Origin of the sequence: Frondihabitans cladoniiphilus, assembly GCF_039544345.1 — a bacterium.
Taxonomy (GTDB): Bacteria; Actinomycetota; Actinomycetes; order Actinomycetales; family Microbacteriaceae; genus Frondihabitans; species Frondihabitans cladoniiphilus.
This window is the reverse complement of record NZ_BAABLM010000005.1, coordinates 377,989-398,671: the sequence shown is the minus strand read 5'-3', so window position 1 is coordinate 398,671 and position 20,683 is coordinate 377,989. Positions and strand designations below refer to the sequence as shown.

The following is a 20,683-nucleotide window of genomic DNA, read 5'->3' as shown; positions in this document are numbered from 1 at the left end:
CGTGACCGGACCACGCCTGCGCCTCCTCCTCGTCGAAGACGACCCGGCTCTCGGGCCCTTGATCGAGGAGGTCCTGGCGGAGGTCTACGACGTGGTCCGGAAGATCGACGGCCGGGACGGCCTGATCGCCGGACTGGACGGCGACTTCGACGTGATCGTGCTCGATCGTCGGCTCCCGTCGCTCGACGGCATCGGCGTCGTCGAGGCGCTCCGACGGGGGCGGGTGACGGCGCCCGTCCTGATGCTGACAGCCCTCGGCACCGTGGTCGACCGGGTCGAAGGACTCGACAGCGGAGCCGACGACTACCTCGTCAAACCGTTTGAGTTCGACGAGCTGCTCGCCCGGCTGCGGGCTCTGACCCGGTCCTTCACCGGCGCGGGCGCGCTCCTCGACGTCGGCACCTGGAGCTTCTCGCCCGACGACCGGGTGCTGTCGTCGCCCTACGACGGCCGCGTCGTTCTCACCGAACGCGAGGCAGCGCTCCTCGGAGTCCTCGCGGCCGAGCCGAACCGCACGTTCAGTCGCGAGCACCTGCTGAGAGTCGTGTTCCCCGACGGAGACCAACTCGGCACGGTCGACACCTACGTGCACTACCTCCGCAAGAAGACCGAGAAGGACGTCGTGCTGACCGTGCGCAACCAGGGCTACCGTCTGGGCACCCTGTGACCCGGCACGATCCCGACGCCCGGGCCACTCTTCGCGCGTCGCTCTCGATCGGTTGGCAGATCATGCTCGCCTCGGCCGTCCTGGTGCTCGGCATCGTCGTCGTCGCCGTGGTCTTCATCCTGCACCAGGGCCTCCCCCGCGAGCAGCTCGACCGCGACGAGTCCACCCTGCCCCACGTCTACGTCGACACCGGGGACGTCTACAAGGCGCTCGTCCTCATCGGCATCGGCGCCGTCCTCTTCGCCGGTCTGGTCAGCTGGATCATCGCCCGCCGCGCCGTCCGCCCGCTCGGACAGGCGCTCCGGCGGCAACGCGAGTTCGTCGCCGATGCCAGCCACGAGCTCCGAACCCCGCTGGCGGTGTTGGATGCACGGATCCAGGTCTTCCAGCGTCGCCTGACCGGCCCCACGCCGCCCGACGCCCTCGAAGCGGCCCGCACCGTCTCCGAACTGCGCAGCGACTCCCGAGCCCTCGTCGACATCGTGAACGACCTCCTGCTCGCGGCCGGCGGCGGAGACTCCGCACGGACCGCGGCCTTCCCCGCCGGCCCGGTGATCGTCGGCGCCGTCGACTCCCTCCGGATCCTCGCCACCGAGCGGGAGGTCCGCCTCGTCGTCGACGTCGACGACACCGTGTCCGTGCGCATCCCCGCGACCGCCCTTCGGCGCTGCGTGATCGCTCTGGTCGACAACGCCCTCAGCCACACTCGGCCGGGGACGACCGTCTCCGTCACGGCCCGCCGCCGCGGCGACGTCCTGCGCCTCGAGGTCACCGACGAGGGTGCCGGGATCCTCGGGATCACACCCGAGCGGGTCTTCGATCGTTTCGCCCACGCCGCACCGGTCTCGGGGACCACGCCGCAGGCAGGTGCCGGCGAGCAGGGCCCGCGAGCGCGCCCCGGCTTCGGAATCGGCCTGGCGCTCGTCCGGGAGATCGCGAACCGTCAGGGCGGTCGGGTCCTCGTCGCGTCGACCGGTGCGGCCGGCACGACGATGGCCCTCGAACTCCCCACGGCGAGGTAGCGTGTCGCTCGTCTCGACCGGGTTCGGCGCCCTGGCACTGCTGGCGGTGGCGACGGCCATCGTCCTCGGGCTGCGGCTCGAGCATCCCTGGCTCCAGCCCTGGGCCCTTCTCCGCGCGGGCGTGCAGCTCGGGATCCTCAGCGTCATCCTCCTGGGAGTGATCACGAGCGGGTGGTGGGTCGCCCTGTTCCTGGTCGCGATGGTCTGCGCCGCGAGCTGGACGGTCTACACCCGACTCGGGCTGGCGCGGCGCACCCTGCCGTTCCTCCTCGCGACGGTCGCGCTCGCCGCCGCCGTGCCGGTGGCCGTCGTCTTCGCGACGGGCGCCGTGGAGTTCAGTCCCCGCTACGTCCTCGCCCTCGGCGGGCTGATCGTGGGCAACGTCATGACGGTGACGACGCTCATGGGACGCCTGCTCGGAAACGGCCTGCTGTCGTCCCGCAACGAGATCGAGGGCTGGCTGGCGCTCGGCGCGACTCCTCGCGAGGCCGCCCGGGACGTCACCCGCGCGAGCGCCTCGTCGGCCATCATCCCGTCGACCGACCAGACGCGGACCACCGGCATCGTGACGCTGCCCGGCGCCTTCGTCGGCGCGGTCTTCGGCGGCTCGTCACCCCTCATGGCCGCCCAGTTCCAGATCATCGTGCTGGCCGCGATCCTCTGCGCGGGAGCCATCTCGCTGGCGGCGATGACCTGGCGCTTCGGGGCTCCGCGCGAGCTGCCGACCGAGGCGGCGCCGTTGCGCTGAGTCGGGGACTGTTCCCGTCGGCGGCGGCGGGGTGCAGCGTCAGCGCCGGGCGGGGTGCCGCGTCAGCGCCGGACGGGGTGCCGCGTCAGCGCCGGGCGAAACCGACTAGGATGCCGCCGGTGAAGTGCGAGACGGCGTTGAAGAAGAGCACGCCGATGATCGCGCCGATCGTGACGACGGGCACCTGAACGAACCCGAACACGGCTGCCACGGCGAGCGCGGGGCCGGAGCCGAAGAACGGCGCTAGAGACGAGCTGCCCGAGGTCGAGTCGGTGATGGTCTTCTCGATGCCGGCGAAGACCCCGAGGTGCGTCAGGAACGACCAGAGCAGGATCACCAGGAGGAACACGGCGATACCGATGACGACGCTTGCGATGAAGGCGACCTTGAACGTCGCCCACAGGCTGATCCGCTTGACCTTCAGGCGGACGGAAGGCTGCGAGAGGGCGTTCGTCATTCTGATATCAGACCACGTCCGGGCCCCGTTCCGACACCCACCCGCCGATCCGGCGTCAGGAATCACTCGCGAGGAGGAGGTTTCGGCCCGGGATACAAGAAAAACTCGGCCCCAGAGGGACCGAGTGGTATTTCAACAGACTAACAGATCACGGAGTCACCAGCCCTGGGGCCGCCGAAGGTGCCCCACCGAGATCGGCAGCTGGTTGGCTTCGAAGGTGCCTCTCTGAATCTGGTGCCACCAGTGGTTCCCGACGCCGTCGTCGCGAGCCCCTTTCAGAAGCCCTGCCGTGTAGCCCGCGGTCGGATTGACCGTGCCGACAGGTACGCGCTTCCGGGCCTCACGCAGGGGCAACGAAAGGTCGCTGTCGTTACTGACGACGATCGCTCGATCGACTCGACCATCGAGGACATCGATCAGGAGATGCGAGGCGACGTTGACGTCGGATCCCTTCTCCTCGCGCCGGGCAACGGAGGCCATGAACACCGCCGAAGCCTGCGGTTCACCGTCGCTTCCCTGGACCATCAGAGGCCATGCCGGGTGCGTTAGAACCGGCTTGCCCCGAGGACCGGCAGTGGCGAGTGGGGCCGTCGCCGTTCGGACGACGTAGCTCCCCATCTCGACGACATTGGCCGCTTTCGACTGCGTCAGCGCTCGGAGGTAGGTGTCTTGATCGTGTTGTCCGCTCTGATCCGCGGAACCGCGGATCCGGGCGGAGCAGTAGACGACCCTCAGTTCTGTGGGTTGAGCCCAGTTCGAATACTGGGCGATCAACTCCATCGTCATCGAACGGAGATCCAGCCATCGCCACCCTGGAGCAGATCGGCCGCAGGTCTTTCTCGCCCCGTAGTAGAGGTTGAAGCCGTCGACGTAAACCCCGATTCGCATTGTGACATGTTATACGCCAACGGGAACTGCCGCGTTCCGCGACCCCTGCCGGCAGCGCCTCAGACGGAGACGCTCGACCGCGGGCTGGCGGGCCGACCCTCCGCGAAGGGGATCGACGGGTCGCGCGACTCTTCGTGCGTGCGCCCGGCGACCGTGAGCGCGAGCTCGTCCTGGATCGCCAGCGCGAAGTCCCGGAGGGCCACGATGTCGACGCTGTCGGGGTCACGGGGCTGGCCGCCGAACACGCAGAGCGCCCCGATCCGGGTGCCGTCCGGTGCCTCCACGGGGTAGCCGGCGTAGAACCGCGCGCCGAGCTCTCCGGTCTCGTGTTCGATCAGGCGTGTGTCGGTCTCGGCGTCGCCGACGACGAACGGCTGCGAGGTCGTGATCGTGGTCTTGCAGAACGACCGCTCCAGCGGCACCTCCGTGATGTCGAAGCCGGCGACCGCCTTGTTGAACTGCCGGTTTGCGTCGATGACGGTGAATGCGGCGCCGTCGGCCCCGAACACCTGCTGAGCCCGACGCACGATCGCGTCGAACCGCGGCTCGGGCGGGCCCTCGAGGAGATGGGTCTTCCAGAGGGCGTCCAGCCGCCGCTGCCGGCTCTGCGACGTGTTGCGAGAGACGCGGGCGGGATGCTCGACTCCGCTCTGCGCGTCGAGGTACGGCGCGAGATGGGCGGCCTGGACGAACGCCCAGGAGTGGAAGTGGTCGAGACTCGTGGCCTCCGCACCGGCCTGCGACACGGGTTCCCGGATCAGGTTCGCCGCGGGCGGGTCGACGTAGTGGACCCGGGCACGCCCTTCGCAGACCTGCCAGGAGACCTGGTTCAGGCGTTCGGCCCACCGGTCGGCGAGTCCTCCGGGCTCCGTGTCGAAGACGCCGATGGTGCTGATCGGCTGGATGCCCATCACGGTGATTCCGGTCGAGGGTGACGTCCGCTTGAGCAACTCGGACAGGACCTGGACGAGCCCCGCGGTCCAGCGTTGCTCGGGCAGCAGCTGGAACGCGTCGCTCACCCCGATCAGGAGGATGATCGCGTCGTAGCCGGTCAGGTCACGACCGGCGATGACCTCGGCAGCGTTCTCGATGGTCCAGTCGACCCCGGCGACGACGTCGACGTCGGTGCCGCGACCGGTGCGCTCCGTCAACGCCTGAGCGAGTTCGCCCGGCAGGGCCTGGGTCTGCGTACGGGCGCCCCATCCGTTGGCGACGCCGTTGCCGAAGAGGAGGACGCGATCGGGGTTGACGCCGGAGGCGTGCGCCCGCGTGGCGTCGCTCGGACGGGTCAGCAGAAGGGGACCGGACATGATCCGGCGGTAGAGGCGTTTCTGGTGCGGGCGCCGAAGCGCGTCAGCGAAGGAGCTCATCGTGGTTTCTCCGAGCGATTCGTCATGCGGCCGGCAGTGGAGCGTCGCCCTGATCCTGAGAAGCGACTCCTGCTGGAGCATTTATGTGGTTCCGACGAGCATATGGGAGCAGATGAGCAATCCGCATCATCCAGATCGGGGGCGTCTCGAGAGGCAATCCGATTTCCGCAGGGCTCCGAACGCCCCCGTCACACCGAGACGGCGGTGTCCTTGTCGGGGTCGGACGCTGCAGAGGCGGTCGGAGCGACGGCGCTCGTGCGCGGCATGGCCAGGACCGCCGCGGCGACGACGAGCGCCACGACCACGACGGCGACGAAGACGGCGCCCGACGCGTGCACGATGACGGACGGCACGTGGTCGCCGCCCGGAGTCTTCGCGTAGATGGCGTTGGCCACGGCCCCGAAGACGGCCACGCCGAGCGCGCTGCCGACCGATCGGGCGAACAGGTTGGTTCCGGTGACGACGCCCCGCTCGTTCCAGCCGACGCTCGACTGGGCGGCGATGAGACTCGGCGTGGCGACCAGCCCCATGCCGAGACCGGTCACGAAACAGGTCAGAGCGAGCAGATAGACGTTGGGATGCGGGGCCACGATCGCCGTCGCGAGGGAACCGATCGTGACGATGCTTACGCCGATCAGGACGGTCGACCGGAAGCCGATACGGAGGTACAGGCGCCCGGACTGGGAGGCGCTCACCGGCCAGCCGAGCGTCAGCGCGGCCAGAGCCAGCCCTGCGAGGATCGGCGAGGTCCCGATCGAGCCCTCGAGGTAGGTCGGCACGTACGACGTGAGACCGAGGATGATCGCGCCCACTCCGAAGGACGTGAGTGACGTCGTGAGCAGCAGTCGGCGGGAGAAGACCCAGGTGGGCAGGATCGGTTCGGCCGCACGCCGTTCGACCGCGGCGAAGGCGATCAGCAGAAGACCGCCGACGACGAAGGCGCCGATGCTAGGCAGGGAGTTCCACGCCCACGCCTGGCCGCCTTCGAGCACGGCGAGGATGAGGAGACTCAACGACACCGTGAGGAGGCCGGCGCCGAGGTAGTCGACTTTGTGGCGGGTGTGCTCGATCGTCTCGTGGAAGGCGCGGAGGAGCATCCACACGGCCAGCAGGCAGAGTGGGACGTTGACGAAGAAGATGAGCCGCCAGACCCCGAGGGAGGAGAACACGCCTCCGAGCGCGGGGCCCACGACCGAGGAGATCGCCCAGACGCTCGCCAGGTAGCCCTGCGCCTTCGCCCGCTCCTTCACCGTGTAGATGTCACCGGCGATGGTGATCGCCATCGGCTGGACGGCCCCGGCGCCGAGGCCCTGCACGACTCGGAAGAGGATGAGAGCCGGCATGCTCCAGGCGAACCCGCAGAGGATCGACCCCAGCAGGAAGAGTCCGATGCCGACGAGGATGATGGGCTTCCGCCCCACCGTGTCGGAGAGCTTGGCGTAGATCGGGACGGACACGGCCTGCGCGAGGAGGTAGATCGAGAAGACCCAGGGGAACGACGAGAAGCCACCGATGTCGTGGACGATCGAGGGCACCGCAGTGGCGACGATCGTCGAGTCGATGGCCACCAGCCCGGTGGTGAGCATCAGGGCGATGAGGATGGGGCCCCGCTCCGAGCGGAAGCCGACACCGGAGGCAGTCGTCGTAGTCATGTCGGAGGCCAACCTACCGGGCGGCGGTCTCCGCGCCATTCCGAACGCCGCTGGGCGCCGTCGCTCGAAGACGTCATCGCTTGTACACGTCTCGCCGATGCCCGACCGTCAGGACCAGCACGATCAACTCGGAGTCACGGATCTCGTAGACGACTCGATAGTCGCCGGTCCGGACCCGCCATTCTCCGGAACCACCGACGAGCTGGGTCGCGGCCGGGGGCCGGGGATCGTCGGCGAGGATCTCGACGACGGCCTGGATTCGGCGACGAGCGGACGGATCGAGCTTGCGAAGCGTCTTGACGACCGACGGCACGAGCCGGATCTCGTAGCTCACCCGACGCTGATCAGACGAGACCGAGCTCGGCTTTGACTTCCTCCCACGGGATGGAGGTGTCTGCGCCGCCGGTCTGTGCATTCGCCCCGACTGCTTCGATCCGGGCGGCGTCGGCCGCTCGGATGTCGGCGAGGTCTTCCGCCATCTCCAGCAGGGTGTCGAGGTCGTCGGCCGCGATGATGGCCGCGACTCGCTTGCCGCGGCGCTCGAGATACACCGGAGTGCGGGTCTCGATGCTGAGCGCCACGAGGTCGCTCAGGTGCGTGCGGGCGGCGGTCAACCCGATGGGACGCAGGGGCGAAGTGGTCGTGGTCATGCACCAACCGTACAGGACGAGAACGGAACCGTACAGTTCATGCCGGGGTCAGGAGCCGGACGCGAGCAGCTCGCGGGACACCATCCGCTCGGCCGTCAGCAGGAGCTCGGTGACCTCCTCGGCGCTGCGACCCGGGTCATCGTTCCAGCCGGTGAGGTCGCGGACCGTGCGCGCTCGGGCGATCGGCTCGTGCGCCCGCTCGAACGGGTCGCCGTCGGCACGATGGAGGGCATGCCATGTGGCGGCGACGGCGTCGCGCACCACCGGCGACTGGACCTCGGCGGGCCCACCTGCCGCCAGGACGAGGGCGCCGACGAGACAGGACCCCGTGACGTCGCGGGGCTCCACCCGGAAGGCCGCCATCCCGGTGGCGAGCATCCGTCCACCCGTCGGCCCAACGGTCTCGAACCAGGCGTTCTGGATCCAGCCGGCTTCCACTCGATCGCGTGCCGACGCGAGGACGGGCAGGAGGTCCGCCAGTCGCGCGACGTCTTCGGCTCGGCGACGCTCGGCCAGAGCCGACCGACGAGCGCGAAGACCGGCGAACCAGCGGCCGAGCGGCCCGACCCGCGTGACCGGACCGGCTAGAGGGGTCGGATCGGGGACCTGTTCGACCGGCGAGAGAACCGACGCAGGGGTTGTCATGGCATCCTCCTCGAGACTTCGTGTGGAGGGAGTCTCCGCCATCACAGGCGTGATGTCAACGAGTTCTCACGGGGCGATTCCGCGCGTTGCGACCACGCTCGGGCAGGCCTCGGAGGCAAGGGGCGTCACGGGGGAATGGATCGGGAGGGCCGGGGCTTGGAGCCCGAGTGAACGACACCACGAGCATCCCCGTCTCCAGCCCCGTGCATCCCCCGCTGATCGCGCCCACCGGCGCCACCGGAGCCACCGGCGGCCGGGAACCGGGCGAGAACGACCGGGGCATGTCCGACCGCCGCGGCTGGCTCGGAGTGCTCTCGGTCGCGCTCGGCTCGTTCGTCCTGGTGCTGTCGGAGTTCCTGCCGATCGGCCTCCTCCCCGCCATCGCCTCGGACCTGCGCGTCGACATCGGCACGGCCGGACTGATGGTCGTCGCCACCGGGCTGATGGGGGCGCTCGCCGCTCCCATGGTGACCGTGCTGGCCTCCCGAATCGACCGCCGGTACGTGCTGTGGGGGCTCACCGTGCTCCTCGTCGTGGCCGACGTGCTCGGAGCCTTCGCGCCGAACTTCGGCGTGCTGATCGTCGCGCGGCTCCTCCTCGGCATCGGAATCGGCGGCTTCTGGTCCATCGGCGCCGGCATCGCGCCCCGCCTCGTCCACGCGGGTGCCGTCATCAAGGCCACCTCGTTCATCACCGCGGGCGTTTCGGTCGCAACAGTCGTCAGCCTCCCCCTCGGCGCACTCGTCTCGTCGCTCGCCACCTGGCGCGTCGGCTTCCTGATCGGTGCCGCCCTCGGCGTCGTCGCGCTCGTCGGCCAGCTCTTCCTCCTGCCGAGCATCCCGGCGCTGAACCGCGTGCGCTTCGCCACTCTCGGCGGACTGTTCCGGATCCCGCGCGCCCGCGTCGGCCTCATCGCGACAGCCCTCATCTTCGTCGGGCAGTTCACCGCCTACACCTACGTCTCGCCGTACCTGGAGAATCTCGCCAAGGTGTCGAGCGGCACCATCACGATCGCGCTGCTCGTCTTCGGCGTCGCCGGCATCGTCGGCAACTTCGCGACCGGAGTGGGGATCTCGCGCGACATCGTCCGCACCATGATCGCGGCGAAGATCCTGCTGGCGGTGGCCGTGATCCTGCTGCCGCTGCTGGCCCAGTCGCTCGTCGGCGTCTTCGTGCTGCTGATCGTCTGGGGCTTCGTGTGGGGTGGTATCCCGCTCGGCATGCAGACCTGGATGGGCACCGCGGCCGCCGGTGGCTCGGAGGGCGGGCTGGCGCTGTTCGTGACGACGATCCAGCTCTCGTTGGCGGCCGGTTCGGTCGTGGGAGGCCTCGCCGTCAGCGGTCTCGGACTGCCCTTCGACTTCTTCCTCGCCGGTGGGATCGCGGTGCTCGGCGCCGTCGTCCTGCTGACGATGGGCTCGGGTCGCTCGCGCCGCGCCGCCGTGAGTGCCGCGGCCGCCTGACCGGTCCTGCGCGCCGGGCGCTACCCGGTGCGTGTGCTCCTCGTGCTGGGTGTGCTGCGTGTGCTGCGTGCCGCGCATCCGCCGCGCCGCTGCGACTCCAGAACACGCTGCTCATCTTTCGATGAACCCGTGTCTTCTGGAGTCGGCGGGTGGCCGCTCTCGAGCCGACTCCACGAGATGCCGCCCGGGCCGAACATGAGCAGCGTGTCCTGGAGTCAGAGCCCGCCGGGTCGCACCGCTGCGCAGACACGTCGAGACGGGGGATGCACGGGGTCGCCGCCTCGCGCAGGATCCGCCCCGCGCATCCCACGCTCTCGCCGCCCCGCGCACGTGACCCTGTGTCGCGCACGTGACCCCGTGTCTCGCACGTGTCCCTGTGTCGCGCCGCCCGACGTATCGCGGACTCCGCACCGCGCCGCGGCGCGTCTCGTCGACCGTGATACGTCGCGCGGCATCCGCGCTAGCGGTCGTTGTACTCCGCCGCCGCCGTAACGACGTCGGTCGCGAAGGTGCCCTGGGTGATCGCGGTCGCACCACCGTCGACGGGGATGACGACGCCCGTGACGTACTCGGCCAGGTCGCTGGCCAGGAACGTCGCCACCTTTGCGATGTCGTCGGGCTGCCCCACGCGGCCGATCGGTTGCGTCGAGCCGAGCTTGCCGGCGAGGAACTTCGTGAACTCCTCCGACTCCTCGACCGGCACGCCGAAGCTGCGGGCCATGATCGGCGTCATGATGATGCCGGGTGCGATCGCGTTCGAGCGGATGCCCAGGGGCGCCAGTTCTGCGACGGCCTGTCGGACGATTCCGACGATCGCGTGCTTGGCGATCGTGTAGCCGGCAGCCGACCAGCCGCCCTGGATCCCGGCCGCGCTGGCGGTCGTCACGATGGAACCGCCGGTGCCCTGCGCCTGGAACTGCCGGGCGGCGAACTTGTGGCCGAGGAGGACCGAGCGGGTCAACAGCGCGATCGTCTTGTCGAAGCCCGCCGAGCCGATCTCGAGGATCGTCGACGGGTCGCCCTGCGCCCCGGCGTTGTTGTACATCACGTCGAGCTTGCCGAAGGTGGCGACCGTCGTGGCGACGAGTGCCTCGATGGCCGCCTCGTCCGTGACATCGGTGTGCACGTAGACGACGTTCTCGCCGAGGCGCTCGGCGATGCTCGCGCCGAGGTCGTCCTGGATGTCGGCGATGGCGACCTTGGCGCCCTCCTTCACGAACCGTTCGACGCTGGCGAGACCGATGCCGCTGGTGCCGCCCGTGACGATGGCGACCTTGCCTTCGAGGAGTCCTGTCATGGTTTCTGCTTCTTCTTCCGGCCCGTTGCGAATGAGACGTCGCGGTGGAGGGCCTCGGCCGCCGCGGCGCCGAGTCGTCAGGCCGGGGCGGGGGATGCCACGGTGCGCGTCGCGGGAAGAGCGCGGAGAGGCCCGGCCGCGAAGGCTTCGAGCGTCGTGGCGAACAGCTCCTCCGGGTCACGCCCGTCGGTGACCATGCCCTCGAGGGCGATCCGGGTCGAGCTCGCCACGGCGGCCGCGGCGGCGCGCGCCTCCACGGATCCGGCCTCCAGCTCCAGCCGAGCCGCCAGCACCGGTGCAAGCGATCGTTCGCCGTCGTGGACATGGCGCAGGAACACCGACCACATCTCCTGATCGCCGAAGACGTGCGGGAAGAGACCCCGGGTGCGGTCGGCCACCTCACCGCCGAGCATGGCCCGGAATCCGGAGCGCAGGATGCCCGGCACCGACTCCGACGCGGGCGCATCCGCCACAGCCCGGTCGAACGTCGCAGTCGTCCACGCGAAGAGGGGGCTGACGGTCTCGGCCTTGATCGGGAAGTACCGGTAGAACGTGCGCTGGCTGATGCCGATGGCCGCGGCGATCTCGGCGACGGTGAGGTCGGTGGTGCCGCGTGCGATGTAGAGCGCGGCGCAGGCCTCGGAGGCGCGGAGCACCGCGGTGCCTCGGGTGCCGTCGTCGCTCACGTCCGCGACTCTACTCTTTGTGGCAGAAACTGCCACCCTTCTCGGGCTCGGCGGCACGGGCTGCCGCGCGACGTATCACGGACACCGCACCCTGCCGCGGCGCGTGTCGTAGACCGCCACACGTCGCACGGCGCCAGCCCGCATCACGCTTCACGCATGCCGACTCCAGAAGGTACCGCTTGGAGGGAACATGAGCGGCGCGTTCTGGAGCTGGCCCGCGACCTACTGGTTCGGCGTCCCGCCGGCCCCGCCGCCGTCGTTGTTCCCGCCGTTGCCGTTGCCGTTGCCGCCCGAGCCGTTGTCGGACCCCGTCCCGGTACCCGGAGTCGGTGCGGTGGTCGGCGCCGGTGCCACCGAGCCGATCAGATTGGCGGGCGGCGCGATGAACGCGTCGCCTCCGCCGTAGGCCTTGTTGAGCGCCTGGATGATCGGCTTGTCCATCAGGAACTTGAGGCTGTAGCCGTACACGCCGTTGACGTAGTACTTGTAGAAGCCGATCTTGCCGCGGATGTTGCCGACCCAGGTGGCCTGCGCGATCCGCGAGGTCGAGGTCACGAGCCAGTTCTGGGTGGCCGCGTCGGTCGTGCCCGTCTTGGCGATGATCGGCACGCCGTCTCCGGGCTGAGCCGCCGCACCGGTGCCGCCGGGCTTCAGGACCGTCTGCAGCGCGTACGAGACCCCGTGCGCGATGTCGGCCGGCATGCCCTGGGTGCAGGAGGTCGGCGTCGGAGTGATCTTCGTGCCGAGGGTCGACGTGATGCTGGTGATCGCGACAGGGGTGCAGACGACGCCGTTGTTCGCGATGCCGGCGTACGCCGTCGCCATGGCCAGCGGTGCGATGTAGTTCGTGCCGATGATCATGGTCGGCAGGGTCTGGAGCGGGTTGACCGGCGAAGCGGCGTGGATGTCCATCCCCTTGGCGACGTCGAGGATCTTGCAGAGGTCGAGCGAGGTGCCCATGCGGGCGTACGCCGAGTTGACCGAGTCGGCGGTCGCCGCGAGCACGGTCATGTTGGCCGGGGCCGGGTCGGCGTTGGCCACGTTCCAGTTCGACGCGGACGTGTTGGCGCAGCTGTTCTTGAACGCCGTGCCGGGGAAGTAGTGCGTCGCGGTGTTGACGTTCTCGTTCAGGGTGTGGCCGGCCTCGAGCCAGGCCGCCAGGGTGAACGCCTTGAACGACGATCCGGTCTGGAACCCCTCCGAGCGGCCCCGGTCGTAGTCGGTGTTGTAGTTCACCGACGTCGAGCCGGTCGACGCGGTCGAGGTCTCGTCGAAGTTGGTGTTCTGCACCATCGTGATGATCTTGCCGGTGCCGGGTTCGACCGAGACCTGCGAGGCGCCGAGGCTGACCCCGGGGATGCTCGTGGGCATGTACGCGGAGACGTTCGTCTGAGCGACCTTCTGCAGATCGAGGTTCAGCGTCGTGTAGATCGAGAGTCCGCCGCCGTCGAGCGAGGCGTTCCGCGCGTCCTGCGTCGAGCCGAAGGCCGGGTCGGCCAGAACGGAGAGCTCGACGTACTTGCAGAAGTAGGCGGCGTCGAAGGCGATGGCCGACTCGCAGCCGTTGACCGACGGCGTGATCGCCGGGGTGACCGGCAGGGCCTTGGTGGCGTCGCGGGTGGCCTTGTCGATGTAGTGGTTGACGTACATGCGGTCGAGCACGTAATTGCGGCGGGCCAGAGTGAGGGCGTAGCCGTTGGCCGAGCCGTTCTTCACGTTGGTCGGCTGGTCGATGCGCAGGTTGGTCGGGTTGTTGATGATGGCCGTGAGCGTGGCCGCCTGGACCAGCGACAGGTCTTTCGCGCTCACGTTGAAGTAGTAGAGCGACGCGGCCTGCACGCCGTAGACCGTGCCGCCGAAGCCGACCAGGTTGGAGTAGCCGCGGAGGATCTCGTCCTTGGAGTACTTCTTCTCGACGCCGATGGCATACCGCATCTCGCGGAGCTTGCGGGCCGGCGTGGTCGCCGTCACCTGCGAGTAGCAGGCGTCGACGGCCTTGGTGTCGCCCTGCTGCTCGCACCGGTTCACGAGCACGTTCTTGACGTACTGCTGGGTGATCGACGAGCCGCCCTGGACGCCCTTGTGGAGAGCGGTCGAGATGGCGCCGCGGAGGGTGCCCTGCACGTCGATCGCGCCTTCGTCGTAGAACCGCGGATCTTCCGTCGCGACCGTCGACTCCTTGAAGACCTGGGCGATGTCGGCCGAAGCGACGTCGGTGCGGTTCTGCGAGTAGAAGGTCGCGATCTTGACGTCCTGGCCGCCCTGCTTGGCGTAGATCGACGACGCCTGCGCCGGCGGCGTGATCTGCAGATAGCTCGGGAGCGAGTCGAAGGTGTCGACCGTGGTCGTGACGGCGTTGCTCGCCACCGTCGCTCCGGGGACGAAGAGGGCCGCCACGAGGGCGCCCGCGACGACGGACAGGCCGGCGAAGCCGATGATGGCGCCGATCACGCCGGGTGCAGTTCGAGTCACCTGATTACGATAAGCGGAGCACGGCTCTTTCCAAGCACTTGTCATCCTCCCGGACGACCGAGTCGCGGCGGAGGCCCCGGCGCCTCGAGCGGTCCAGCCCCGTCAGGCCGCCAATCGCGGCCACTGCAGGCGGATCACGGTTCCCTCCCCCACGGCCGACTCGATCTCGGCCTCTCCGCCCGCGTTGGCGAGTCGCTCCTGGATCGAGACCCGCACTCCGAGCCGCTCGCCGCTCAGAGCGCTCGGGTCGAACCCCGCCCCTCGGTCTCCGACCTCGACGCTGACGCCCCGCTCGGTCCAGTCGAGTTCGACCCACCGCTCGATCGAACCCGGCCCGGCGTGCTGGACGCTGTTGAGGAGGGCCTGAATGGCGGCGGAGTACAGCGCCTCGGCGGCTCGTGACGGAATGGTGTGGTTGTCGAGACCGCGGCTGCGGAGATCCACCTCGACCCCGATCTCCTCGCAGAGGTTGCGCACCCGCTGGCGCATCGACGCAAGGCTCGTGTCACTGCTGATCTTCGGACCGCCGACCACGGTGCCCAGCTCTCGAAGCGTGTTGCGGGCCATCGCGGTCGACAGCTGTCTCTCCGACGGACTGAACGCGCGCGCCGCCGACAGGAACGTCGTCAGGACGCTGTCGTGCACGATGGAGTCGACCTGCACCCGCTCGACCTCCGTCGCGTGCTCGCGCACCGCATCCGCGTACCGACCGATCGCTCCGAGCTGGGCCGCGTCGACGAGGTAGGCCGCACGGCGCAGGAGCGTGATGAGGATGAGGGCGGCCCCTCCGAGGATGAGGACGTAGACGCTGTCGAGGGCGGCTCGCCCGGGCGACGCCGCACCCCCGGCCGGCAGGACGCGGATCACCGCGTAGGCGCCGGGAATGACGAAGAGGTAGACCGTCGCCACCAGCGGCGAGAACGCGACCACCGCCGCGGTGAGTGCCAGGTTGCACATGTACCAGAGCCATGGGACCCCCACCAGAACGTGCGTGGGATCCTTCGCACCGATGCTCCAGGTCACCAGCGCCACGAAGTAGGCGATCGACACGAACGCCGCCATCACCTCGAAACCGCGGAGGGTGAAGCCCGAAACGGCCGTGAGAGCGAGCCCGCCGAAGATCGCGATCCCGACGATCCAGGCCCAGCCGGGCTTCATCGACCCGAGCTGGGCGACGGCGAACGGCACCGACTGCGCTCCGAACACCAGGGAGAGGATGGCGATGGCCCGGCCGAGCGCCCGCTCGATGGTGGGCCCGCTGATCGGATTGCGATTGGCGCGGCCGCGTTTCGACACCTCGCCCGAGGGGGCACTCGACGAAGGGCCTGGCACCTGCACCGATCTCCCCGGGGTCGTGACGGACGTCTGCTGACGGGTCCAATGCTATTCGCGACCCCGGCCGAAAGCTCCTCTTCGGACACCCCAGAACGGGACACGGCGGGATGCCCGCACAGCGCTCGGTAGCCTTGGGGCCATGAGCGAGCGAGACACCCGCACCCTGCCGAAAGCCGAGCTCCACCTCCACGTCGAGGGCACCCTCGAACCGGAGATGGTGTACGCCCTGGCCGAGAAGAACGGCATCACCCTTCCGTTCGACGACATCGACGACCTCCGCTCGCGGTATTCGTTCGAGTCGCTCCAGCCCTTCCTCGACCTCTATTACGCCTGCACCGACGTCCTGGTCACCCGCGACGACTTCCGCGTGCTCGCCGGCGCCTACCTCGAGAAGGCCCACGCCGACGGCGTCCGACACGTCGAGATGTTCTTCGACCCCCAGGCGCACACGGCCCGCGACGTCGCGATCGACGACGTGCTCGATGGTCTCCTCGACGCGTTCGCCGAGGCGAAGGCGACGCACGGCACCACGGGCGGCCTGATCCTGTGCTTCCTCCGCCATCTCCCGGCAGCCGAGGCGGCGGCGACCCTCGAGTCCGTCGCACACCGTGCATCCGACCTTCTCGCCGTGGGGATGGACTCGTCCGAGGTCGGATTCCCCGCCGCTCCGTTCGCCCCCGTCTACGCCCGCGCTCGCGAACTGGGCCTGCACTGCGTCGGCCACGCCGGAGAAGAGGGAGACCCCTCTTATGTGTGGGCTGCGCTCGACGAGCTGAAGGTCGAGCGCGTCGACCACGGGGTGAGGAGCCTGGAGGACGACGCGCTCGTCGCCCGCCTGGTCGAGCAGCGCATCCCCCTGACCGTCTGCCCCCTCTCGAACCTGCGGCTGCAAGTCGTCGACGACCTCCGTGAACACCCGTTGCGCCGGATGCTCGACCTCGGCCTCGTCGCCACCGTCAACTCCGACGACCCGGCGTATTTCGGGGGCTACGTCGACGCCAACTTCGACGCCGTCCGCACTGCTCTCGACCTCGACGACGACGCCCTGCGGACCCTCGCCCGGAACTCGATCACGGGGTCGTTCGCCGACGACGACCGCAAGGCCGAACTGCTCGCCGAGGTCGACGCCTGGTGACCGTCACGACCAAGCTCCTGGTGCTCGACTTCGACGGCACGATCTGCCTCGGCGACGGTCCGGTCTATAGCTACGCCCGCCGGCTCGACGAGGCCCTGGCGGCTCGCGACCCCGAGCATCCCGCCGGCCTCGTCGAGACGACGCTGCGCCGGTTCCTCGGCGAGGACGTCGAGGCCGATGAGATGCTGGTGCAGGCGCTCGAGACCGTGATCGGCAGCCCGGACGGCTACGCCGCGGCCGCCCGTCTCGCGCACTCCCGAGGCATCACCAACGCCGAGCTGTCGGCGGCCTACCAGGGCAGCCGTGACGAGCTGGCGACGGGCTCGATCCCGACCTGGGCTCCCCCGGGCCTTCCTTCTTTCTTGCAGAGCCTTCCCGACGACGTGCTGCGGGTGCTCGTGACGAACGCGCCCGAGGCGGGGATCGTGCAGCAGCTCGCCCATCTCGGCCTCGCCGGACTCTTCGGCGAACTCGTCACGTCGGCGGGCAAACCGGCGGGCATGCCCACCATCCTGGAGCGGCTCCGCGCCGACCACGGCGTCGCGGCCGACCACCTCCTGAGCGTCGGCGACATCTGGATGAACGACCTCGAGCCGGCCCATCGACAGGGTTCGGCGACAGCGCTCATCGAGCGGCTGCCGGCACCGGAGGCGGTGCCGGACTTCCGGGCGCCGACGTTCGAGGACCTCTACGAGCCGATCGGCGCCTGGGTGAACCGGAGCTAGACGGCAGCCGGCTCGCGCCGTCGTCAGACGGTCGCCGGCTCGGCCGCTGCCGGCTCGACCGTCGCGGGCGTCACCTGGAACCGGGTGCCCGGGTGGTCGCTCGACAGGTGGGCTCCCGGTCGACCGAGCATCTGCTCGCGCAGGGCCCCGGTGGCGGGGGCGGCCGGCATGCGACCGCGGCGGCGCAGCTCGGGCACGACGAGGTCGGCGAAGTCGCGCACGTCGGCCGTGCCGAAGATCGGCTCGATCATGAAGCCGTCGAGCCCGGTGTCGTCCATCAGCTTCTCGAGGGCGTCGGCCACCTCGACGGTGGAGCCGGTGAGCTGGAGGCCGCGGGTGCCCTTGCCCTTGAGGTCGTCGAGGATCTCGCGCACCGTGGGAGGCGTGGAGCCGTCGGTCGGCAGGAAGCGGTCGATGTTCGACTGGGCGATCTGCCCGACGGGGCCGCCGTCGTCCTGGAGCTGCGTCAGATCGCGAGCGGGATCGAGCGAGAGCAGGTCGATACCGGTGTTGCCGGCGTAGAGCGTGGCGACGACCTCGTCGGTCTGCAGGTCGTCGAACTCTCGGCGGAGCGCCTGGGCCTCCTCCGTCGTCGGCGCGACCACGACGGTGATGCCGATCATCGTCAGCACCGACTCGGGGTCGCGGCCCTCGTCGGCGGCCTTGGCTCGGATGTCGGCGACGTTCGCGCGCGTGGCCTCCGTCGTCGTGAACTGGACGAAGACGGCCTCGGCGTTGCGGGCGGCGTAGGCACGGCCCCGGGCCGAGGTGCCGGCCTGGAAGAGCATGGGCGTGCGCTGCGGCGAGGGGCGCACCGTGAAGTAGCCGCTGGAGCGGAAGTGCTCGCCCTCGAACTCGATGCGGTGGAGCTTCGCGCGCTCGGCGAGCTCCCCTGTCTGCTTGTCGCCGAGGTAGGCGTCGTCCTCCCACGAGCCCTCCCACAGGGTCATGGCGAGGTCGACGTACTCGTCGGCCTGGTCGTACCGCTTGTCGTGGGCCATCATCTCGGTGTGCCCGAAGAGCTCGGCGACCGTGTTGCCCGAACCGCCGGTGACGATGTTCCAGCCGATGCGGCCGCCGGTCAGGTGGTCGAGGGAGGCGAAGCGGCGGGCGGTCTGCAGCGGGTGGTCGATCGACGTCGACGACGTGACGACGAAGCCGAGACGCTCGGTCTCGCGGGCGAGGGTCGGGATGAGCAGGGCCGGGTCGATGCCCGGGAAGTTGATGCCCGACCGGACCGACTCGAGGGCGATGTCGCCGCCGATGGCCGGGTAGCCGTAGCCGTCGGCGAAGAACAGGAAGTCGAAACCGGCGCCGTCGAGGATCTTGGCCATGCCGATCCACATGTCGAGTTCGGTGTAGCGGAGCGAGTCGCTGCGGGGGTGCTGCCAGCTGAGCGTGCCGCCCACCTGGGTACCGGCGACTTCGAACACTCCGAGGTGGATCTGCTTCATGCCTTCAGTGAACCAAGTGGTTCACGCCGAGTCCAGCCACGAAACAGACTCTTAACACGACGGGTGTCGATCCGAAACGGACGCCTCGGATCCGAGTCGCCCGGCTCGGGCGAGGAGCGCCTCCAGGGCGTCGCGCGAGGCCCGGGCGACGGCTTCTCGGCCGACCGCGTCGGTCGAGTCGAGGCTGAGGAGCGTGGCCTGGAAGCCGCGCCAGAGGGCAACCGTCTCGTGCGCCAGGGACTCGGCCCGGGCATCCCCCGTTCCCTCGTCGCGATAGCCGGCGGCGAGATGGCCGACCCACTCGTTGCCGATGAGCCCGAGCAGGGTGCGGAAGCGATCGCGTTCGAAACCGGCCAGGCCGAAGATCTCGAAGAACAGGCGATGGAAGGGCAGGTTGGTGGGATCCGCGATGACGGCCCAGGCGCCCAGGACCCGGTCGGCCAGCGGACGGGTGCGGTCGTCGAGGTCGACGAGGATGCGCTCCATGCCGGGGAAGCGCCGCTCGGCCCCGTGGAGGGCCGCCACGATCAGCTCCTCCCGGCTGCCGAAGTAGTAGAGCAGCATGCGGTTGTTCGAGCCGACGGCGGTGGCGAGCGACCGGAGGGTGAGTTGCGAGATGCCCCGCTCGAGCACCTGGTCGACGACTTTGTCGAGGAGCTCGGCTCGGCGCTGGGCGGCGGGGGCGGTGACGGCCTGGGACATGCGACGACGCTAACCCGACACGATCCCGTCCGACGATTACAACGCTGCCGAAATGTGGGCGAAACAATTGCGGGTTAGCTTTTCGAGCACCCGACTTCTTCGTGCCCTGCGAGAAGTCCAACCCCGCGGACCTGATCACAGCAATCAGCGGTCCGCAGACCCCCAGGAGTGTCAATGAGCGCTTTCTCCGCCCCGCCCGTCCTCGACAAGGGCCTCGACCGCCGCGCGTTCTTCCGTCTCGGGGGCGCTGCCGCCCTCACCGTCGGAACGACCGCCCTGCTCGCCGCGTGCAGCAGCTCGTCGTCGTCGAGCTCGTCCTCCTCGTCGTCGTCCGCCGGTGGCGCCGTCAAGGCCGGCGCGTACGGCACGATCGCCCTGCAGCTCTCCTGGATCAAGAACATCGAGTTCGCTGGCGAGTACTTCGCCACCGAGAAGGGCTACTACACCAAGGCCGGCTTCAAGGGCGTCACGCTCCTCGCCGGTGGCGGCCAGACCGGTGCCGAGGAGGCCGTCCTCGCCGGACAGGCCCTCGTCGGACTCTCGTCGCCCGTGATCACGGCCCCCTCGGTCAACCAGGGCGCCGCCCTCAAGATCATCGCCACGACCTACCAGAAGAACCCGTTCTGCCTCCTCTCGCTCTCCGAGAAGACGCCCATCAAGACCGTCGCCGACCTCAAAGGCAAGACGATCGGCGTGCAGACCGGCGGCAACGAGACGATCCTCAAGGGCTTCCTCGCGGCCAACGACCTGACGAACGACGTCACGCTCGTCACCACGCAGTACTCGATCGCCCCTCTCGAGGCCGGCAAGTACGACGCCCACATGTCCTACACGACCAACGAGCCGATCCTGGCCAAGTCCGACGGCTTCACCCCTGTGGTGCTGACCCTGGCCGACAACGGTCTGCCCTTCGTCGCGGAGACCTACCTCACGACGCAGGAGACCATCGACAACAAGCGCGACCTGCTGAAGGCCTTCCTCAAGGCCGAGATCCAGGGCTGGACCGACGCGGTGAAGAGCCCGTCGCAGAGCGCCACCTACGCGGTCGAGAAGTACGGCAAGGACCAGAACCTGGCCCAGGACGAGCAGACGTCCGAGGCCACGGCCCAGAACGCGCTCATCGTCACGGACGACGTGAACAAGAACGGCCTCTTCACGATGACCGACGACCTGATCGCCGAGAACATCAAGTCGCTGGCCGCGATGGGAACGACCATCACCGCGAAGAAGCTCTTCGACATGAGCATCATCAACGAGGTCTACAAGGAGAACCCGGACCTCATCACCACCTTCACGATCCCGACGGCATAATTCT

20 protein-coding genes are annotated in these 20,683 nt (G+C 69.2%); 7 read left to right on the top strand and 13 right to left on the bottom strand.

Annotated features, from left to right (window positions below; translation table 11 throughout):
* Position 1: 1 nt before the first annotated feature.
* The 3 genes from ABEA39_RS13760 to ABEA39_RS13750 are packed head-to-tail and all read left to right on the top strand — an operon-like array spanning position 2 to position 2,437.
* On the top strand, positions 2-667 hold the full coding sequence (locus tag ABEA39_RS13760) for a response regulator transcription factor (RefSeq protein WP_345376483.1): 666 nt from the start codon (positions 2-4) through the stop codon (positions 665-667).
* A complete protein-coding gene (locus ABEA39_RS13755; protein WP_345376482.1) occupies positions 664-1,689 on the top strand; it encodes a sensor histidine kinase in 1,026 nt (341 codons plus the stop codon). Before ABEA39_RS13760 ends, ABEA39_RS13755 begins: the two co-directional genes overlap by 4 nt.
* 1 nt (position 1,690) lies before the next feature.
* Positions 1,691-2,437, top strand: a complete 747-nt coding sequence (locus ABEA39_RS13750) for an ABC transporter permease (RefSeq protein ID WP_345376481.1) — start codon at positions 1,691-1,693, stop codon at positions 2,435-2,437.
* Between the two features lie 85 nt (positions 2,438-2,522).
* Here ABEA39_RS13750 and ABEA39_RS13745 read toward each other — a convergent pair whose 3' ends face one another.
* The 7 genes from ABEA39_RS13745 to ABEA39_RS13715 form a co-directional block, all read right to left on the bottom strand.
* Positions 2,523-2,894 (bottom strand): DUF3566 domain-containing protein, encoded by a 372-nt coding sequence (locus ABEA39_RS13745; protein ID WP_345376479.1) that lies wholly within the window; start codon positions 2,892-2,894, stop codon positions 2,523-2,525.
* A gap of 156 nt (positions 2,895-3,050) precedes the next feature.
* Positions 3,051-3,782, bottom strand: coding sequence for an NYN domain-containing protein (locus tag ABEA39_RS13740; RefSeq protein ID WP_345376478.1), 732 nt, complete (start codon positions 3,780-3,782; stop codon positions 3,051-3,053).
* Positions 3,783-3,841: 59 nt separating this feature from the next.
* Positions 3,842-5,092, bottom strand: coding sequence for a GAF domain-containing protein (locus tag ABEA39_RS13735; RefSeq protein ID WP_345376477.1), 1,251 nt, complete (start codon positions 5,090-5,092; stop codon positions 3,842-3,844).
* A 248-nt stretch (positions 5,093-5,340) separates the two neighbouring features.
* Positions 5,341-6,804 (bottom strand): MFS transporter, encoded by a 1,464-nt coding sequence (locus tag ABEA39_RS13730; protein ID WP_345376476.1) that lies wholly within the window; start codon positions 6,802-6,804, stop codon positions 5,341-5,343.
* A gap of 73 nt (positions 6,805-6,877) precedes the next feature.
* Positions 6,878-7,138 carry a type II toxin-antitoxin system RelE family toxin gene (locus ABEA39_RS13725; protein WP_345376475.1) on the bottom strand — a complete coding sequence of 87 codons (261 nt, stop codon included), beginning with the start codon at positions 7,136-7,138 and terminating at the stop codon, positions 6,878-6,880.
* A gap of 10 nt (positions 7,139-7,148) precedes the next feature.
* Entirely contained in the window at positions 7,149-7,454 is a 306-nt protein-coding gene (locus ABEA39_RS13720; protein WP_345376474.1) for a type II toxin-antitoxin system Phd/YefM family antitoxin, read from the bottom strand.
* Between the two features lie 48 nt (positions 7,455-7,502).
* Complete coding sequence (locus tag ABEA39_RS13715) at positions 7,503-8,099, bottom strand: DUF6197 family protein (protein WP_345376473.1); 597 nt, start codon at positions 8,097-8,099, stop codon at positions 7,503-7,505.
* 167 nt (positions 8,100-8,266) lie between these two features.
* On the opposite strand from ABEA39_RS13715, the gene ABEA39_RS13710 reads away from it, so the two are divergent.
* Complete coding sequence (locus ABEA39_RS13710; RefSeq protein WP_345376472.1) at positions 8,267-9,562, top strand: MFS transporter; 1,296 nt, start codon at positions 8,267-8,269, stop codon at positions 9,560-9,562.
* Positions 9,563-10,022: 460 nt separating this feature from the next.
* Here ABEA39_RS13710 and ABEA39_RS13705 read toward each other — a convergent pair whose 3' ends face one another.
* From ABEA39_RS13705 to ABEA39_RS13690, 4 genes are all read right to left on the bottom strand, one after another.
* A complete protein-coding gene (locus ABEA39_RS13705; protein WP_345376471.1) occupies positions 10,023-10,859 on the bottom strand; it encodes an SDR family NAD(P)-dependent oxidoreductase in 837 nt (278 codons plus the stop codon).
* 77 nt (positions 10,860-10,936) lie between these two features.
* Positions 10,937-11,545 carry a TetR/AcrR family transcriptional regulator gene (locus ABEA39_RS13700; RefSeq protein ID WP_345376470.1) on the bottom strand — a complete coding sequence of 203 codons (609 nt, stop codon included), beginning with the start codon at positions 11,543-11,545 and terminating at the stop codon, positions 10,937-10,939.
* 222 nt (positions 11,546-11,767) lie between these two features.
* Positions 11,768-14,017: a transglycosylase domain-containing protein gene (locus ABEA39_RS13695; RefSeq protein ID WP_345376468.1), complete on the bottom strand. Its 2,250-nt coding sequence runs from the start codon at positions 14,015-14,017 to the stop codon at positions 11,768-11,770.
* A gap of 102 nt (positions 14,018-14,119) precedes the next feature.
* On the bottom strand, positions 14,120-15,313 hold the full coding sequence (locus ABEA39_RS13690) for a sensor histidine kinase (RefSeq protein WP_345376467.1): 1,194 nt from the start codon (positions 15,311-15,313) through the stop codon (positions 14,120-14,122).
* A gap of 178 nt (positions 15,314-15,491) precedes the next feature.
* On the opposite strand from ABEA39_RS13690, the gene ABEA39_RS13685 reads away from it, so the two are divergent.
* Together ABEA39_RS13685 and ABEA39_RS13680 are read left to right on the top strand one after the other, a co-directional pair.
* Complete coding sequence (locus ABEA39_RS13685; RefSeq protein WP_345376466.1) at positions 15,492-16,487, top strand: adenosine deaminase; 996 nt, start codon at positions 15,492-15,494, stop codon at positions 16,485-16,487.
* Positions 16,484-17,212 carry an HAD family hydrolase gene (locus ABEA39_RS13680; protein ID WP_345376465.1) on the top strand — a complete coding sequence of 243 codons (729 nt, stop codon included), beginning with the start codon at positions 16,484-16,486 and terminating at the stop codon, positions 17,210-17,212. Before ABEA39_RS13685 ends, ABEA39_RS13680 begins: the two co-directional genes overlap by 4 nt.
* 23 nt (positions 17,213-17,235) lie before the next feature.
* On the opposite strand, the gene ABEA39_RS13675 is transcribed toward ABEA39_RS13680, so the two are convergent.
* Together ABEA39_RS13675 and ABEA39_RS13670 are read right to left on the bottom strand one after the other, a co-directional pair.
* Positions 17,236-18,666 (bottom strand): NtaA/DmoA family FMN-dependent monooxygenase, encoded by a 1,431-nt coding sequence (locus ABEA39_RS13675; RefSeq protein WP_345376464.1) that lies wholly within the window; start codon positions 18,664-18,666, stop codon positions 17,236-17,238.
* Positions 18,667-18,717: 51 nt separating this feature from the next.
* Positions 18,718-19,368 (bottom strand): TetR/AcrR family transcriptional regulator, encoded by a 651-nt coding sequence (locus ABEA39_RS13670; protein WP_345376463.1) that lies wholly within the window; start codon positions 19,366-19,368, stop codon positions 18,718-18,720.
* Between the two features lie 174 nt (positions 19,369-19,542).
* Here ABEA39_RS13670 and ABEA39_RS13665 point away from each other — a divergent pair, with 174 nt between their 5' ends.
* Positions 19,543-20,679, top strand: coding sequence for an ABC transporter substrate-binding protein (locus ABEA39_RS13665; RefSeq protein ID WP_345376462.1), 1,137 nt, complete (start codon positions 19,543-19,545; stop codon positions 20,677-20,679).
* Positions 20,680-20,683 lie beyond the last annotated feature (4 nt).

What these genes read in the sequence shown, in the direction of transcription:
- ABEA39_RS13740 (WP_345376478.1), bottom strand. Translation starts at nt 3,782, where the DNA reads ATGCGAATCGGGGTTTACGTCGACGGCTTCAACCTCTACTACGGGGCG.
- ABEA39_RS13745 (WP_345376479.1), bottom strand. Translation starts at nt 2,894, where the DNA reads ATGACGAACGCCCTCTCGCAGCCTTCCGTCCGCCTGAAGGTCAAGCGG.
- ABEA39_RS13670 (WP_345376463.1), bottom strand. Translation starts at nt 19,368, where the DNA reads ATGTCCCAGGCCGTCACCGCCCCCGCCGCCCAGCGCCGAGCCGAGCTC.
- ABEA39_RS13730 (WP_345376476.1), bottom strand. Translation starts at nt 6,804, where the DNA reads ATGACTACGACGACTGCCTCCGGTGTCGGCTTCCGCTCGGAGCGGGGC.
- ABEA39_RS13685 (WP_345376466.1), top strand. Translation starts at nt 15,492, where the DNA reads ATGAGCGAGCGAGACACCCGCACCCTGCCGAAAGCCGAGCTCCACCTC.
- ABEA39_RS13665 (WP_345376462.1), top strand. Translation starts at nt 19,543, where the DNA reads ATGAGCGCTTTCTCCGCCCCGCCCGTCCTCGACAAGGGCCTCGACCGC.
- ABEA39_RS13705 (WP_345376471.1), bottom strand. Translation starts at nt 10,859, where the DNA reads ATGACAGGACTCCTCGAAGGCAAGGTCGCCATCGTCACGGGCGGCACC.
- ABEA39_RS13720 (WP_345376474.1), bottom strand. Translation starts at nt 7,454, where the DNA reads ATGACCACGACCACTTCGCCCCTGCGTCCCATCGGGTTGACCGCCGCC.
- ABEA39_RS13675 (WP_345376464.1), bottom strand. Translation starts at nt 18,666, where the DNA reads ATGAAGCAGATCCACCTCGGAGTGTTCGAAGTCGCCGGTACCCAGGTG.
- ABEA39_RS13735 (WP_345376477.1), bottom strand. Translation starts at nt 5,092, where the DNA reads ATGTCCGGTCCCCTTCTGCTGACCCGTCCGAGCGACGCCACGCGGGCG.
- ABEA39_RS13715 (WP_345376473.1), bottom strand. Translation starts at nt 8,099, where the DNA reads ATGACAACCCCTGCGTCGGTTCTCTCGCCGGTCGAACAGGTCCCCGAT.